Annotated in this window: 13 protein-coding genes and 1 pseudogene; 6 read left to right on the forward strand and 8 right to left on the reverse strand. The window is 60.6% G+C overall.

Annotated elements, in window-relative coordinates:
• Positions 1-79 precede the first annotated feature (79 nt).
• The 3 genes from BKX96_RS08530 to BKX96_RS08540 form a co-directional block, all read right to left on the reverse strand.
• Entirely contained in the window at positions 80-622 is a 543-nt protein-coding gene (locus tag BKX96_RS08530; protein WP_077183368.1) for a VOC family protein, read from the reverse strand.
• Positions 619-2,514, reverse strand: coding sequence for an oxidoreductase (locus BKX96_RS08535; RefSeq protein ID WP_077183369.1), 1,896 nt, complete (start codon positions 2,512-2,514; stop codon positions 619-621). The genes BKX96_RS08530 and BKX96_RS08535 overlap by 4 nt, the downstream gene beginning before the upstream one ends.
• Before the next feature lie 131 nt (positions 2,515-2,645).
• Positions 2,646-3,548 (reverse strand): LysR family transcriptional regulator, encoded by a 903-nt coding sequence (locus BKX96_RS08540; RefSeq protein ID WP_077183370.1) that lies wholly within the window; start codon positions 3,546-3,548, stop codon positions 2,646-2,648.
• A gap of 276 nt (positions 3,549-3,824) precedes the next feature.
• On the opposite strand from BKX96_RS08540, the gene BKX96_RS08545 reads away from it, so the two are divergent.
• The 6 genes from BKX96_RS08545 (at position 3,825) to BKX96_RS08570 (ending at position 11,062) form a co-directional block, all read left to right on the forward strand.
• A complete protein-coding gene (locus BKX96_RS08545) occupies positions 3,825-4,391 on the forward strand; it encodes an SUMF1/EgtB/PvdO family nonheme iron enzyme (protein ID WP_256721401.1) in 567 nt (188 codons plus the stop codon).
• A gap of 179 nt (positions 4,392-4,570) precedes the next feature.
• Positions 4,571-5,911 carry an MFS transporter gene (locus BKX96_RS08550; RefSeq protein WP_077183371.1) on the forward strand — a complete coding sequence of 447 codons (1,341 nt, stop codon included), beginning with the start codon at positions 4,571-4,573 and terminating at the stop codon, positions 5,909-5,911.
• A gap of 166 nt (positions 5,912-6,077) precedes the next feature.
• Positions 6,078-7,361, forward strand: a complete 1,284-nt coding sequence (gene salA, locus BKX96_RS08555) for a salicylate 1-monooxygenase (RefSeq protein WP_077183372.1) — start codon at positions 6,078-6,080, stop codon at positions 7,359-7,361.
• Positions 7,362-7,452: 91 nt separating this feature from the next.
• Positions 7,453-8,391, forward strand: a complete 939-nt coding sequence (gene catA / locus BKX96_RS08560) for a catechol 1,2-dioxygenase (protein WP_077183373.1) — start codon at positions 7,453-7,455, stop codon at positions 8,389-8,391.
• 47 nt (positions 8,392-8,438) lie between these two features.
• A complete protein-coding gene (locus BKX96_RS08565) occupies positions 8,439-9,584 on the forward strand; it encodes an NAD(P)-dependent alcohol dehydrogenase (protein ID WP_077183374.1) in 1,146 nt (381 codons plus the stop codon).
• 26 nt (positions 9,585-9,610) lie between these two features.
• Positions 9,611-11,062, forward strand: a complete 1,452-nt coding sequence (locus tag BKX96_RS08570) for an aldehyde dehydrogenase (RefSeq protein ID WP_077183375.1) — start codon at positions 9,611-9,613, stop codon at positions 11,060-11,062.
• Positions 11,063-11,208: 146 nt separating this feature from the next.
• Here the strand turns inward: BKX96_RS08570 and BKX96_RS08575 are convergent.
• The 5 genes and pseudogenes from BKX96_RS08575 to BKX96_RS08595 all read right to left on the reverse strand — a co-directional run.
• A pseudogene (locus BKX96_RS08575) lies at positions 11,209-11,493 on the reverse strand (alpha/beta fold hydrolase); the annotation flags it as partial.
• A 39-nt stretch (positions 11,494-11,532) separates the two neighbouring features.
• On the reverse strand, positions 11,533-12,861 hold the full coding sequence (locus tag BKX96_RS08580) for an MFS transporter (protein ID WP_077183376.1): 1,329 nt from the start codon (positions 12,859-12,861) through the stop codon (positions 11,533-11,535).
• A 141-nt stretch (positions 12,862-13,002) separates the two neighbouring features.
• Complete coding sequence (locus BKX96_RS08585) at positions 13,003-13,617, reverse strand: nitroreductase family protein (RefSeq protein ID WP_077183377.1); 615 nt, start codon at positions 13,615-13,617, stop codon at positions 13,003-13,005.
• Positions 13,618-13,645: 28 nt separating this feature from the next.
• A complete protein-coding gene (locus BKX96_RS08590; RefSeq protein WP_077183378.1) occupies positions 13,646-14,008 on the reverse strand; it encodes a putative quinol monooxygenase in 363 nt (120 codons plus the stop codon).
• Between the two features lie 83 nt (positions 14,009-14,091).
• Entirely contained in the window at positions 14,092-14,289 is a 198-nt protein-coding gene (locus tag BKX96_RS08595; RefSeq protein WP_077183379.1) for a tautomerase family protein, read from the reverse strand.
• Positions 14,290-14,388 lie beyond the last annotated feature (99 nt).

Consider the following 14,388-nt stretch of genomic DNA (forward strand, 5'->3'; position numbering starts at 1 on the left):
ACATCCTTCCCGTGTGTACGCAAAACCGGCCTGCCATCGATCGGCGGATTTGCCCCCGATCGTCTGGCAAGCCTTTTTCTTACTTCGCCTGGGTTTGGTGATCACTCAGCCCGGTCAAACCTGGTCGCCAGCGGCGCAGGTGAGTGTGGCGCTCGTAGGCCTGCGCCGAGGGATAGGTCACCAGTTCAATCGTGCTGCCCCAGGGCGTGCGGCTGTAGACGTAGCGATTGCCTTGTCCGGCGTCACCGCCCGGAAGCTCACCCGGGCGGCTGAGCAGGATGCCACCGGCCTGCTCCAGGCGATCGGCGGCGGCGTCGATATCGTCAACGTAGAGGCAGATGTGCTGAATCCCCAGATCACTGGGAACGACAGGCTGCGACTGCTGCACCCCGCTATAGGAAAACAGCTCCAGGTTGGGACCGTTGCCGAGGCGCAGCATGCGGATCGCGGTAATCACTGCGCCGGGCGCAATGCCCAGTCCCGACTCCACCTCAGGGCCTCCCAAGGGCGCGTCAAGCATGTCGTAAAGTTTCTCGGCACCAAAGGCCTGGACGAAAAACCGCGTTGCCGCTTCCATGTCGGGCACGGTGATGCCTACGTGTTCGATCGCACGAACGTTCATGCCCGTTCTCCTATTGTCGCGGCTGCCCAGAATCCGGACTGGGTCGCCTCATACATGCGTCCGCCACGGGCCCTCGTGCCAATGCCATGGACGCGAATGTCATCCACGCACGCCTGCAAGACAGTTGAAGGGCTGCGCGCGGTCGCCATCAGCACGCAGCCGTCATCGGGCGCCACGCCGGCTGTGCGGATCGATACGTCCAGGCCCTTGAGCAGGCCGGTGAGATGGTCGCGCTGCATATCATTGGTATCGACGCCCACCGTGTCAGCGGGTGACACAAGGCTGACCTTTTTGCCTTGTTCGGCCAGCCAGAGGGCGGCGAACATGGCCGTCTCGGTTTCACCAAACACGGTGACTTCGTCCGCCACGGGCAGTTCGCCGTTTGCCAGCAGGTCGGCAACGTCCGCCCCCTGATCCCGAGCAACGGTACCGGTGGCGAGCAGGACTCTGTCCCATGGGCTCAAGTCGAGATCGGTGGCATCGGTATTGAGTTGCACGTCAACGCCCACGCGCTCGAGTTCACTCTGGTAAAACTCGATCATGTTCCTGACTTCCATGCGAAACGGGCTCGCCGCGGCCCAGGCATGGAGCTGGCCACCGATGCGAGCCGATTTCTCGACCAGGCGCACAGTGTGTCCGCGCTCAGATGCGAGGATCGCGGCTTCACAGCCAGCCGGTCCACCACCGACGATCAGCACACGCTCCTTTCTGGCAGCAGGGCGGCGAGCGTCACTCGCCCGGCGTTCCTGGCCGAGTGTAGGGTTTATCACGCACTGGGTGCCCTTGCCATTGAACATCCAGCGTGAGATGCATTCATTGACCGCCAGGCAGCGGCGCACACTCTGAGGTTGCCCGCGTCGTGTCTTGTTGACCGTTTCGGGGTCGGCAAGACCCGATCGCCCCAGGGCCACAAAGTCGAGCTCGCCATCGGACACGGCTTGCGCCATCTCATCGAACAGCCAGGTGAGACGCCCGACGCCGATCACCGGGATCGACACCCGCTGTTTGACCAGTTTGGCGTAATTGACCAGCGATCCTGGCGCAACCATGGGCAGCAACGTCATCGCCGTGTCGTAGTTCCCGGCGCTGACATCCAGGGCGTCGACGTACGGCTCGAGCATTTCGCAAAAAGCCAGGCCATCTTCCAGGGAGAGGCCGCCCTCGTAGGGCTCCATTACGCTCAAGCGATACAGGATCGGGAAATCTGCGCCGACCTGCGCGCGAACCCCGCGCACGACGTCGAGGGCGAAACGGGCACGGTTCTCCAGGGAGCCGCCCCAGCAGTCGGTGCGTTTGTTGGTGAAAGGGGAGAGAAATTGACCGAGCAAATAACCATGTGCGCCGTGCAACTCAACGGCATCAAAACCAGCAGCCACGGCGCGCCGGGCACCTTGGACGTACTGGTCGATCAGCCCGGGAATTTCATGCTCTTCGATGGCTCGCGGCGGGGTGCCGAAGGCGCTGGTGATGCCTGCTGTCGGCGCCAGTGGCGGTTCGTTGCGTTCAGTATTGCCCTGGGAATTCTGGCGGCCGGTGTGGTGCAGCTGCACCGCAATCTTCGCGCCTTCGCCATGAACGGCGTCGACCAGATTGCTCAGTGCGCCAATGAACCTGTCGTGGTCAATGCGCATCGGGTGGCCGGCCGTGCGCCCGACTTCCCAATCGATCGAGGTGTTCTCGGTGATGATCAGACCCACGCCACCACGGGCCCGGGCCCGATGGTATTCGATGAGCTTGTCGTCAACCTCGCCGAAGGTGCTAGCGAACTGCGTGAAGATCGGTGCTTGCACGAAACGGTTGCGCAGTTGCAGGGTGCCGATCCGCCCGGGCTGGTAGAGCGCCGCAGCCGGGCTGTCGGTCACCACAAGAGTACGGATGTCTGGGTGTGCCATAACCATCTCCTCATTATTTTTTTTGTTTTGAGGTTGCAGCATGCAATGCCAGCTGACATGAGTATTGAACGTTTATACCCAGGCGTTGAAGAATCCTGCTTTAGCGCCGCAGCGCTACTCGCTCAGGTGAATTAATCAGAGAACAACTCGAACATCAGTTGGCGCAGCCAGCGATTGGCCGGGTCCTTGTTATAGCGAGCATGCCAGAACAGGTTGATTTCGATGTTGGGCAGTTCAACCGGCGTCGGCAGGACCGAGAGCCCAAAGGGTTGTTCGCAACTGCTGGCGAATCGTTCAGGCACCGTTGCCATCAAGTCGGTGCGTTGCAGGATGTGGCCTACCGCGACGAAGTGAGGGACCTCCAGGCGTATATTGCGCTCGATGCCGGCCCGCGCCAGGAACGTATCGACTTCGCCGTGTCCGGTGTTTGCCGCCACGACGCGAACGTGGTCATAGCTGCAATACCGCTCCAGGGTCAGCGGTTCCCGGGTAGCGGGGTGATCCTTGCGGCACATGCAGACATAACGATGGTGAAACAGGCGCTGCTGGAAAAAACCGGCCTGCAGGTGCGGCAGCAATCCGACGGCGAGGTCGATCGCCCCGTTCTGCAAGCCTTCGGCCAGGGTATCGGAGGTGTTGCGCAGGGTGCTGATCGAGCAACCCGGAGCGCGTTCAGCCAGCGCGTCCATCAGCCGCGGCATGAAGTAGATTTCGCCAATGTCGGTCATCGCCATGGTAAAGCGGCGATTGCCGTTGAGCGGGTCGAAGGTGTCCTGGCGGCTCAGTGCATCGCGCAAGGTCTGAATGGCCATGGCGACCGGTTCAGCCAGGTGCTGGGCGTAGGGCGTGGGCTCCATGCCTTGATAGGTCCGAACGAACAGCTCGTCGTTCAAGGTGACACGCAGTCGCTTGAGCGCGTTGCTGACAGCGGGCTGGGTCAGGTCCAGATGATCCGCCGCCGTCGATACCCGGCGGTCGATCAGCAGCTGGTTGAAGACCAGCAGAAGGTTGAGATCAAGTTCACGTAATTCCATAACGCCTCAAGCAGATTGCGTGCTCATGAGGGCGAAGATTTTCGCCCGTGGATGGGTCTGCACCGCTCTGAAATCGCCGCTGCAAGCGCCAAAGGCTAACAAGTGCCGTACCGACGCGTCCATCACCTGTGACTCAGGCAGAGCGAAGTCTGGCTTCTGAAGACTATCCCGGTGTGGCGCCGGGCCTTTTGCAGCCAGCTTCGCTGGTGTTCATGCCGCCCGATGGCTCCGTTGAACTGGACGATGTGAGTCGTTGGTGGTCGTTGGTGGTCGTTGGTGCCGGGGGCCGACTGGCGCCACCCCCTGGGGCCGGACTCGAACCTGCAAGGCCTCGACCTACATCCAGTGGTCCAGGTTGGCCTTGAGGATGCGCATGCTTATGCCGACTGGGTGGGTTGCGTACTGCCCACCGAGGAAGAATGGGAATTTGCAGCCTGGGGAGGTCAAACCGGCAGCGAGTTTGTCTGGGGGGACCAACTTGTGCCGGATGGACGCAACATTGCCAATATCTGGCAGGGAGAGTTTCCCTGGCAGAACCTTGCTCTGGATGGGTACGACCGAACTTCTCCGGTGGGCGCATTTCCTGCCAATGGTTACGGTCTGCGGGACATGATCGGTAACGTCTGGGAATGGACAACCACGCCATTTCGTAATGCCGGGCAGGGCAGCGGGAAGCCTTCCTGTTGTGCCAGCGGTGGTGGCAAGACAAAGCTGAAGGTGCTCAAAGGCGGTTCCCATCTTTGCGCCCCGGGTTACTGCCAGCGCTACCGCGCACCTGCTCGTTCACCACAAGCCGCGGATACCACCAGTTCACACATCGGTTTTAGATGCATACGCCGCTGACCTTTATTCAGCCTCGAAATAGTGTGTATACGCCTGGCTGCATTTATCGGGGTCGATCCCTTGCCCATGATCGAAGCCATGCCCATTCCTGAACGCTCTGCGTAAACCCTTGGGCACCGCGCAATAACCGGAGGCGGCAGATCCTCCGGCTCTATAACAATGACAAGAAGAGCGATGCCATGCGTACGATAGATGTATCAGCCCTGATTGACGGGGCACGTTTCAATTCCTTCCATGCGCGCGTGCTGTTCTGGTGCGCGCTGATCATCATTTTCGACGGTTATGATCTGGTCATCTATGGGGTCGTGCTGCCCTCGCTGATGGCCGAGTGGGGCCTGAGTTCGTTGCAGGCTGGGGCGCTGGGCAGTTGCGCGCTGGTGGGCATGATGCTGGGGGCGTTGTTCTTCGGTTCATTGTCCGATCGTATCGGCCGACGCAAGACCATCATGATGTGCGTCGCCATCTTCAGCGGGGTCACGGCCATCAACGGCCTGGCCCAGAGCCCCGAGGCGTTTGCGTTGTGCCGGTTCATCGCCGGCCTTGGCATCGGCGGGGTGATGCCCAACGTTGTGGCGTTGATGAACGAGTACGCGCCGAAGAAATCGCGCAGCACCCTGGTCGCGATCATGTTCAGTGGCTACTCGTTAGGCGGAATGCTCTCGGCGAGCCTGGGCATGATACTGATCCCGCAGTGGGGATGGCAGGCCGTGTTCTATATCGCACTGATTCCACTGTTGGCCTTGCCGTTACTGATACGCCAGTTGCCCGAGTCGATGGATTACCTGCTGCGCACCGGACAGACCGTCAAGGCGCAACACTTGTTGGCACAAGCCGAACCCTCTTATCAACCAGGCGCCAATGACCAGTTGAAGCAGATGGTCGCCAAAGGCACCCGTGTGTCGATTGCCCAGTTGTTCCAGGACGGGCGCAAGGTAAACACCTTCATGTTGTGGCTGGCGTTTTTTTGTTGCTTGCTGATGGTGTACGCACTGAGTTCGTGGCTGCCCAAACTCATGACTGCCGCCGGTTATGGACTGAACTCCAGCCTGGCGTTCCTGCTGGCGCTGAACCTCGGGGCGATCATTGGCGCGGTGGCTGGCGGATGGTTGGGGGACCGGATTGGCATCGCCAAGGTCCTGTTCGCATTTTTTAGCTGTGGCGCCTTGGCCCTGAGCCTGTTGGCGCTCAAGGCGCCGTTACCCGTGCTCTATCTGCTCATTGGCATCGCGGGGGCGTGCACCATTGGCACGCAGATCCTGGCCAACGCCTGCACGGTGCAGTATTACCCTGCACACATACGCTCTACGGGGCTTGGGTGGGCGATGGGCATCGGGCGCACCGGCGCCATCATCGGTCCCTTGCTCGGCGGCGCGCTGCACGCCTCATCACTGCCGCTGCAGGCGAGCTTTCTCATCTTCGCCGTACCTGGGCTGATAGGGGCGATCGCCATCCTGATCTTTCTCATGCAGACCGCTTCAAGCCGTCAGGCGGCTTTATCCCGGCAAACCTTGTCGCAATAACGAAAGCCTGAGCCCACGGAAGGCTCACTGGCCAATGAACGCCCGTACGCAGCAGCAGTATTCACAGCTGTGATGGAATGTATGGGGGTTGCGGTATTTATCAATAGCGCTCGGATAGCGATGATCTGGCTACACCAATAACAATCAGCCTCATGGGTAACTTGCTATGCGTACTTCTCAATCCAAACTGCAAATCGGCATTGTTGGCGGCGGTATTGCCGGCGTGGCCCTGGCCCTGGACCTGTGCCGTCATTCGCACCTGAGCGTGCAGTTGTTCGAATCGGCGCCTGCCTTTGGCGAGGTGGGAGCAGGTGTGTCTTTCGGCGCCAATGCCGTGCGCGCCATCGCGGGCCTGGGTATTGCCGAACCCTACCGCAAGATTGCCGACCAGACCCAGGACCCCTGGCAGGACATCTGGTTCGAATGGCGTCGGGGTGAAGATGCCGGTTATCTGGGTGCCAGCCTGGCCGAAGGGGTAGGGCAGTCTTCGGTACACCGTGCCGACTTCCTCGACGCGCTGGCCAGCCAGTTGCCCGAAGGAATCGCCCAATTCGGCAAGCGCGCCGTCAGCGTGGAGCAGGATGCCGACCAGGCTCGCGTACTTTTCACCGACGGCACTGAGCATCGCTGCGACCTGTTGATCGCCGCAGACGGTATCAAGTCTTCCATTCGTGATCATGTGCTCGACGGTCTTGGCCAACCCCTGGTGGCGCCGCGTTTCAGCGGTACCTGCGCCTACCGAGGGATGATCGACAGCGAACAGCTGCGTGCGGCGTACCGAGCTCGCGGTGTCGATGAGCATTTGATCGATGTCCCACAGATGTACCTGGGGCTGGATGCCCATATCCTCACGTTCCCGGTCAAACAAGGTCGCTTGATCAACGTCGTGGCCTTCATTTCCGATCGCAGCCGCCCTGATCCGACCTGGCCAAGCGATGCCCCGTGGGTACGCAATGCCAGCCAGGAAGAAATGCTTTCTGCCTTCAAACATTGGGGAGATGCTGCCCGGGTGCTGCTCGAATGCATTCCCGCACCGACCCTTTGGGCGCTGCATGAACTCGATGAGTTGCCGGGCTACGTGCACGGCCGCGTAGGGCTGATTGGCGATGCCGCACACGCCATGTTGCCGCACCAGGGCGCTGGCGCAGGCCAAGGCCTGGAAGACGCCTGGCTACTGGCGCGACTGCTGGCCGATCCGCAAGTTTTGGACAGCCAGCCACAAGCGGTGCTCGCGGCTTACGACGCCATCCGTCGTCCCCGTGCCTGCCGTGTGCAGCGCACCTCCTGGGAAGCTGGCGAGCTGTATGAAATGCGTGATCCAGCGGTAGCCGATGACGAACAACTGCTGGGCAAGACCCTCGCCGAGCGGTTCGACTGGCTGTGGAATCACGACATGCAGGCCGACCTGCAAGAGGCGCGTGTGCAGTTGGGATGGCGAGCAGTCGCCTGACGACCGCCTGAGGACCTGAACCGAGCTGCACGAAGGGAGCCCCCAGCGGCTCTCTTCGTGGGTCAATACCAATAAGATCTGGTGAAACAAGATGACAGTGAAAATCTCCCAACTGCCGGCATTGCAGCAATTTTTCCGCGAAGCCTCGGGGCTGGATAACAGCGAAGGTGATCCACGCTGCAAGCAGATCGTTTTTCGTTTGCTGCAGGAAGTCGCCCGGGTGATCGAGGATCTGCAGATCAGCGACGATGAGTTCTGGGGCGCAGTGGACTACGTCAACCGCCTGGGTGCCAAAAACGAAGCCGGTTTGCTGGTCGCCGGACTCGGTATCGAACACTTCCTTGATCTGTTGGCCGATGCCAGGGATGCCGAAGCGGGCCGCAGCGGTGGCACGCCACGGACGATCGAAGGCCCGCTGTATGTAGCCGGTGCGCCGCTGAGCGAGTACCAGGCACGCATGGATGACGGCAGCGAGGACGGCATCGCCACGGTGATGTTCCTGGAAGGGCGCGTCACCGACCTGGACGGTCAGCCGATCGCCGGCGCCACCGTGGACTTGTGGCAAGCCAACACCCAGGGCAACTACTCCTACTTCGACAAGAGCCAGTCCGATTTCAACCTGCGTCGGCGGATTCTCACTGACGCCAATGGTTGCTACCGGGCTCGCAGCATCGTGCCATCGGGGTACGGTTGCGATCCAACCGGTCCCACTCAGGAGTGCCTCGATCAGTTGGGCCGCCACGGCCAGCGCCCCGCGCATATCCACTTCTTCATTTCCGCCCCCGGGCATGAACACCTGACCACGCAGATCAACCTGTCGAATGACAAGTACCTGTGGGACGACTTCGCCTACGCGACACGCGACGGGCTGATCGGCGAAGTCAGTTTCGTCGATGACCAGGCACGGGCCGCATCCATGGGCGTGGCAGGGCGCTTTGCCGAGATGACGTTCAATTTCAGCCTGCGTCCGGCTGCCAGCATTGCGGCAACCCTTCGCAGCCAGCGCCCGCGCGCGTTGCAGTCTGCCTGAAAAACGACGTTTTCCCGGCTTTGACCAACCACTTCAAGGAGACCACGATGTCCCGGACCGATGCACAATCGATGAACATCCGCGCCGCAGTGCTGCGCACCTCGGGAGCCCCATTGGAAATCGAGGATGTCTTGCTCCAGGCGCCTCGGCCAACCGAAGTACGCGTGCGTGTGGTCGCCACAGGCGTTTGCCACACGGACATGGTGGTGCGGGACCAGCTTTTTCCTTCACCACTGCCGATCATCCTCGGCCATGAAGGCGCGGGTGTCGTGGATGCGATCGGTTCTGCTGTCACCACGGTACAGCCGGGCGATCATGTGGTCATGACCTACATGTCCTGCGGCCTTTGCCTGCCTTGCGAAACCGGCCACCCGGCACATTGCGCACACATGCACCCGCTGAACTTCGGCGGCGGTCGACTCGATGGCAGTACTTCCGCTTGTGCCTGTGGCAGCGATCACGCCATCCATGACCATTTCTTCGGCCAGTCCTCGTTTTCCACTTACACCATCGCCAATGAGCGCAACGTGGTGAAGGTTGCAAAACAGGCGCCACTGGAACTGTTGGGGCCACTGGGTTGCGGCATCCAGACGGGCGCGGGATCGGTTCTCAATGCACTCGGGGTCGAGGCCGGATCGAGCTTCGCCGCCTTTGGTGCGGGCGCGGTCGGACTGGCGGCGGTCATGGCGGCGAAGGTCGCCGGCGCTACCACCATCATTGCCGTGGACGTCACCCCGAGTCGGCTGGAACTGGCTCTCGAGCTGGGGGCAACCCATGTCATCAACAGCCGCGAAGAGGATCCGGTGCAACGTATCCAGGCCATCACCCAGGGGGGTGTCAACTACAGCCTTGAATGCTCCGGGCGATCCGAAGTTCTGCGCCAGGCGATCGATGCACTCATCACGCTTGGCACCTGCGGCATCGTCGGCGCTACCAAAGTGGGTACCGAGGTGGCTTTCAATATCAACGACGTGATGATTCCCGGCAAACGAATCATGGGCATCGTCCAGGGCGATGTCGTTGCCAATGCCTTTATTCCGAAGCTGGTTGAACTCTATCTGCAGGGCCGATTCCCCTTCGACAAGCTTTGCAAGTTTTACCCGTTCGAAGAGGTGAACCAGGCGATGGCGGATAGCGAGCGCGGTATCACCATCAAACCGATTCTGCGCATGCCAGTCTCTGCTTCGGTCTGACTATTTCGATTCCAAAGGAACCCGCAATGACCGTTCAACTCGTGATAGACAATCAAAAACTCGATGCCTCCAATGGCAAGACCTTCCAGCGTGTCGATCCGCTTAGCGCCGCGACCGTGAGCGTCGGTGCAGCCTGCAGCGTCGAGGACGCCATCCGTGCCGCCGAATCTTCCCAGCGCGCTTTTGGGACGTGGTCCAGAACCGGCCCGACCGAGCGCCGGCGCATTCTGCTGGCGGCGGCCGATGCCCTGGAAGCGAAAATGTCGCAGTTCTGCTCGGTCATGGCCGAAGAGATTGGCGCCTCGCAACTGTGGGCACAATTCAACGTGGGCGCATCGGCCAACCTGTTGCGTGAAGCCGCGGCACTGACCACACAAATCAAAGGCGAAACCATTCCTACCGACAAGCCAGGCGCACTGTCGATGACGTTGCGTCAACCGGTGGGCGCGGTACTGAGCATCGTGCCCTGGAACGGGCCGGTCATCCTCGGCGCACGCGCCATTGCCTACCCGTTGGCGTGTGGCAACACAGTGATCTTCAAGGGTTCGGAAAGCAGCCCACGTACCCATGCATTGTTGGCCGAAGCGTTCTACGATGCCGGCCTGCCTGCGGGCGTGCTGAACTTTCTGATCAGCGCGCCCGAGGACGCCTCCGCCGTAACAGAAGCGTTGGTTGCCCATGACATCGTGCGTCGGGTGAATTTCACCGGCTCGACCAAGGTCGGCCGCATGATCGCCCAGACCTGCGCCAGCCATCTCAAGCGCTGCCTCCTGGAACTGGGTGGCAAAGCACCTTTCATCGTCCTGGAGGACGCGGACATCGACGGTGCCGTCAACGCCGCGGTTTTCGGCGCATTCCTCTACCAAGGGCAAATCTGCATGTCGACCGAGCGTTTTGTGGTCGATGAAGCGGTTGCCGACTCGTTCGTCTCCCGCTTCGCGCAGCGCGTACGCTCGCTGGAAACCGGCGTGCCATCAACGACGCCAGGTTGCGTGATTGGCCCGATGATCGGCCAGGGCTCGGTACAACGGATCAACCATCTGCTCGACGACGCCATTGGCAAGGGCGCTGACATCGTGGCCGGCGGCCTGGCGGAAAACGCCCTGATGGGGCCGACACTGGTGGATCGGGTGACCCGTGAGATGTCGATCTACGACGAAGAGACCTTTGGCCCGTTGACAACCATCGTCCGGGTCAAAGGCGCCGAGCAGGCGCTGCAGGTGGCCAACGACACCGCCTACGGTCTTTCCTCCTCGATATTCAGTCGCGATGTCACGCGGGCATTGGAGTTGGCGAGCCGACTGGATGCCGGCTGCGTTCACATCAATGGCGCCACCGTGCAAAACGAACCCCAGGCCCCCTACGGTGGCATGAAGAAGAGCGGCTACGGACGCTTCGATGGCAGTGCAGTCATCGAGGAGTTCACCGAGGTCAAGTGGGTCACGGTTGAGCCCTCCAACCAGCCTTATCCCTTCTAGGTTGGAAACCGGCGCGTCATGCGCCGGTTTTTTCCTGGTCAGATGACGCAGGGGCCTCAATCAAGCAAGTCGGCAATGGATTGCGCGGCCAGTTGATAGGAGCGGCAGCGTGCGACGGGGTCATGAATCCTCGCATCGATGATCACCTGGTTTCTCACATCCAGAACGTACACATGATAATGCTGGCTGAGGATGTGCATGAGGTGGAAATACAACGCGCCATTGGCTGACCAGCCCGGGATGAAAATCAGCGGCGCGCCGGTACCGGCTTCCCAGTAGGCGAGGTTGACCCCGTCGCTGGTGACGAAACTGTTGAGCTTCAGGTCTTCGAAGTCAGAAACCCGGACCGGTTGACCAGGGATTTCATGGGGCAGGTGCAAGTCTTCGCCGAGCAGCGAGCGCAGCGATTGATTGTTCAGAGGGTATTTCACAGTGCAGTCCCATCCAGTTGAAAAAATGGCTCAGCGGGTTCAGGGCGCATGGGTGCGTTGCTCAGCCATACCGGTATTCACATAGAGATTGACGGCGATGCAGAGGGCCATGACCACCCCTGAAAACAGCATCGAGCTGGATAAACCGGCAGAAAAAGCGGCTTGATCCCCATGGGCGATCATCGTGCCGAAGACCGCGACGCCAATCACACCGCCCAGTTGCCTGGTGGAGGCCATCAGGCCGGAGGCGATGCCCGCGTCATGTTGTGTGACCGAGGACAGCATCGAGTTGGTAATGAAGGGGACGGACATGGCGCTGCCGATTCCCACCAGCATCAACGCACCATTGAGCAACCAGAGCGAACTATGGGTGGTGGTTTGTGAAAGCGCGATGAAGCCGAGGATCTGGACCGTGAAACCCGTTGTGATAATCCGAGTGGCACTGAACCGCCCGGCGAACCTGGACGAGAGCATCGTGGACAGCGTCAGCACCGCCGTCAGCGGGATAAACGAGAGCCCCGTCTTGAAAGCGTCGTAGTGCAGGAAAGCTTGAAAATAAATGCTGAAGACGAAGACCGTTCCATAAAACGTCAGGTTGATCGCAGCGCCTGCGAGCGCCATGCTCCCCAGCACTTTGTTTGTCGCCAGGTGAGCGGGCAGCATCGGATGTTTTACGCGACGCTCGATCAGGACAAATGCCAGCGCACTGATCGCGGCAATTGCCATCGCGGTGAGTGTTTCGCTTGCCCAACCCTTGGCACTGGACTCGGTCAAGCCATAGGTCAGCGACGCCAGGCACATCGCGATACTGACCTGCCCTGGAATATCGACGTGCTTGGCAACCCGCGGGGAGGCGGGCGCGTAACGCAGAATCAGCCCGACCGCCAGCAGGCCGATGGGAATATTCAGCAGGAAGACGCTTCGCCAGCCGAAGTACTCGATCATCAGTCCGCCGATCACCGGTCCTGCGGCCAAGGCGATCCCCCCACAGGCGCCCCATAGCGCAACAGCCGCGCGACGTGCATCGGGGTCATCAAATGACACACGAATCAGAGTCAGCGATGTCGGAATCAGAAAGGCCGCGCCGATGCCCTGCACAGTGCGCATGCTGATCAGCATGGTCATGCTGTCAGCCAGGCCACAGCCAACGGAAGCGAGAGTAAAGAGCGCGAAGCCCGCTGCAAAAACGGACTTTGCGCCCCACTTGTCGCCCCAGGCGCCACCCAGGATAAGCAAGGCGGAAAAGGGCAGCGCGTAGCTGTTGATGACCCACTGCAGGCCGGTGAGGTCTGTGCCAAACGCACGCTTGAGGGCGCCCAGGCCGACGTTGACGACGCTGACGTCGAGTTGAACGACAAGGAAACCCATGCAGGCGGCAATCAGGATCGCCCTTAGCGAAGCGGGTGAGAGGGGTTGTGCGGTCACTGGTTTACCGTCCAGTCATATTGGTGATGATCGGCAACGGCCAGTGAGCGCCAGGCATTACCTGGCGCTCACTGGCGGCACGGGTTACACGAATTGCAGAACGTCGCTGACTGCTTTACGAGGCTTTTGCGGCCAGTTGGCCGAGCCAGGGTAGCCCACGGTGATCAACATCACCGGGATCTGTGTCGCGGACAAACCGAATGCTTGCGCCACTGCCGGCGGGTCGAACCCGATCATGGGCGTCGAAACCAGGCCTTGTCCTTTGGCGGCGAGCATCAGGGTCATGGCCGCCAGCGAGCCTGAGCGGATCGCTTCGTCGCGTTGCAACTGCGGGTTGTGCTCGTACATGCCTTGGGCGGCGCCCAGCCACATGTCGTAGATCGCCTGGTCGATGATGCCGGCATCCAGTGTCGGTTTCAGGGCTGCAGGCAGGGTTTCATGGGGATTGAGGGTGCCGCAGACGATGAAGGTCACGGCGGCCTCCATGACTTTCTGTTGGCCGTAGGCCAGGGGCAGCAACCGCGCCTTTGCTTCACGGCTGCGAACGGCCAGGAACTTCCAGTTCTGCAGGTTGAAGGCGGAGGGCGCGTGCGTAGCCAGATCGACCAGGTCGTTGACCTGTTGATCCGTCAACTCGCGCTCAGTGTCATAACTGTTGGCGGAAATGCGCGATTTGATAACTTCAGCAATGGCAGACATGGTGATCTCTGTGCAGGGAAGAGGAAGGTCATTGAACCTGGCGACTGAACCCGTCGAAAGGGGTCATGTAGACCGCGCCGAACGGGTCCAGGCGTTTGCGGATTTCTGCATCCGGTGTGCCGTAGACCACCAGGCTGGTCACGCTGCACAGCTCAAGGAAGCGTTCGCCGAACGGTGCGAAGGTAATGTCGACGTGACTGACGACGGCATCGGCGTCATAACGTTCAAGGATGTGAACGATGCTGTGGTCTTCGTTGACGCTGTATTCGTAAACCAGCGTGCCCGGCTCGGTGCTCGTGGCTGCCACGATGTTCGAGATCAGCGCCTTGAACTCGGCAAACGCTTCGGGTTTTACCGAAAGGGAGAACAGGCAGGAGATATGGGGATGCATGGGTAGCCCTTCGTCAGAGGCTTCGTGAAAAGCCCGTTGAGGATGCATCGCTGGTCAAGCCGATGCATTCGATGCGGATGGCGTCAGGATTTCTCCGGTGCTTCCCCGAACAGTTTGCCGGCGCCGGCCCAGTCCGAAGCCGCAACGTCCTCGAAAATCACGTAGATGTAATTGGCATCCGTACCGGTGTGCTTAACGATGCATTCGGTGATATCCGCGGCGACAGCGGCTTTTTGCGCGTGGTCTTTACCTTCGAACCAGCTCACACGTACGACGGGCATGATGGTGTCCTTTTGGGCTTTGATGATCGTGAGTAGTGGAGCCCATCGTACTGTTGCGCATGCTGGCGATAAATGGCCTAAAACTATAATCTGGGTAGA

Origin of the sequence: Pseudomonas putida (assembly GCF_001976065.1) — a bacterium.
GTDB lineage: Bacteria > Pseudomonadota > Gammaproteobacteria > Pseudomonadales > Pseudomonadaceae > Aquipseudomonas > Aquipseudomonas serbica.

What these genes read in the sequence shown, in the direction of transcription:
- BKX96_RS08565 (WP_077183374.1), top strand. Translation starts at nt 8,439, where the DNA reads ATGTCCCGGACCGATGCACAATCGATGAACATCCGCGCCGCAGTGCTG.
- BKX96_RS08595 (WP_077183379.1), bottom strand. Translation starts at nt 14,289, where the DNA reads ATGCCCGTCGTACGTGTGAGCTGGTTCGAAGGTAAAGACCACGCGCAA.
- BKX96_RS08540 (WP_077183370.1), bottom strand. Translation starts at nt 3,548, where the DNA reads ATGGAATTACGTGAACTTGATCTCAACCTTCTGCTGGTCTTCAACCAG.
- BKX96_RS08585 (WP_077183377.1), bottom strand. Translation starts at nt 13,617, where the DNA reads ATGTCTGCCATTGCTGAAGTTATCAAATCGCGCATTTCCGCCAACAGT.
- salA (WP_077183372.1), top strand. Translation starts at nt 6,078, where the DNA reads ATGCGTACTTCTCAATCCAAACTGCAAATCGGCATTGTTGGCGGCGGT.
- BKX96_RS08590 (WP_077183378.1), bottom strand. Translation starts at nt 14,008, where the DNA reads ATGCATCCCCATATCTCCTGCCTGTTCTCCCTTTCGGTAAAACCCGAA.
- BKX96_RS08550 (WP_077183371.1), top strand. Translation starts at nt 4,571, where the DNA reads ATGCGTACGATAGATGTATCAGCCCTGATTGACGGGGCACGTTTCAAT.
- BKX96_RS08580 (WP_077183376.1), bottom strand. Translation starts at nt 12,861, where the DNA reads ATGGGTTTCCTTGTCGTTCAACTCGACGTCAGCGTCGTCAACGTCGGC.
- BKX96_RS08535 (WP_077183369.1), bottom strand. Translation starts at nt 2,514, where the DNA reads ATGGCACACCCAGACATCCGTACTCTTGTGGTGACCGACAGCCCGGCT.
- BKX96_RS08530 (WP_077183368.1), bottom strand. Translation starts at nt 622, where the DNA reads ATGAACGTTCGTGCGATCGAACACGTAGGCATCACCGTGCCCGACATG.
- catA (WP_077183373.1), top strand. Translation starts at nt 7,453, where the DNA reads ATGACAGTGAAAATCTCCCAACTGCCGGCATTGCAGCAATTTTTCCGC.
- BKX96_RS08570 (WP_077183375.1), top strand. Translation starts at nt 9,611, where the DNA reads ATGACCGTTCAACTCGTGATAGACAATCAAAAACTCGATGCCTCCAAT.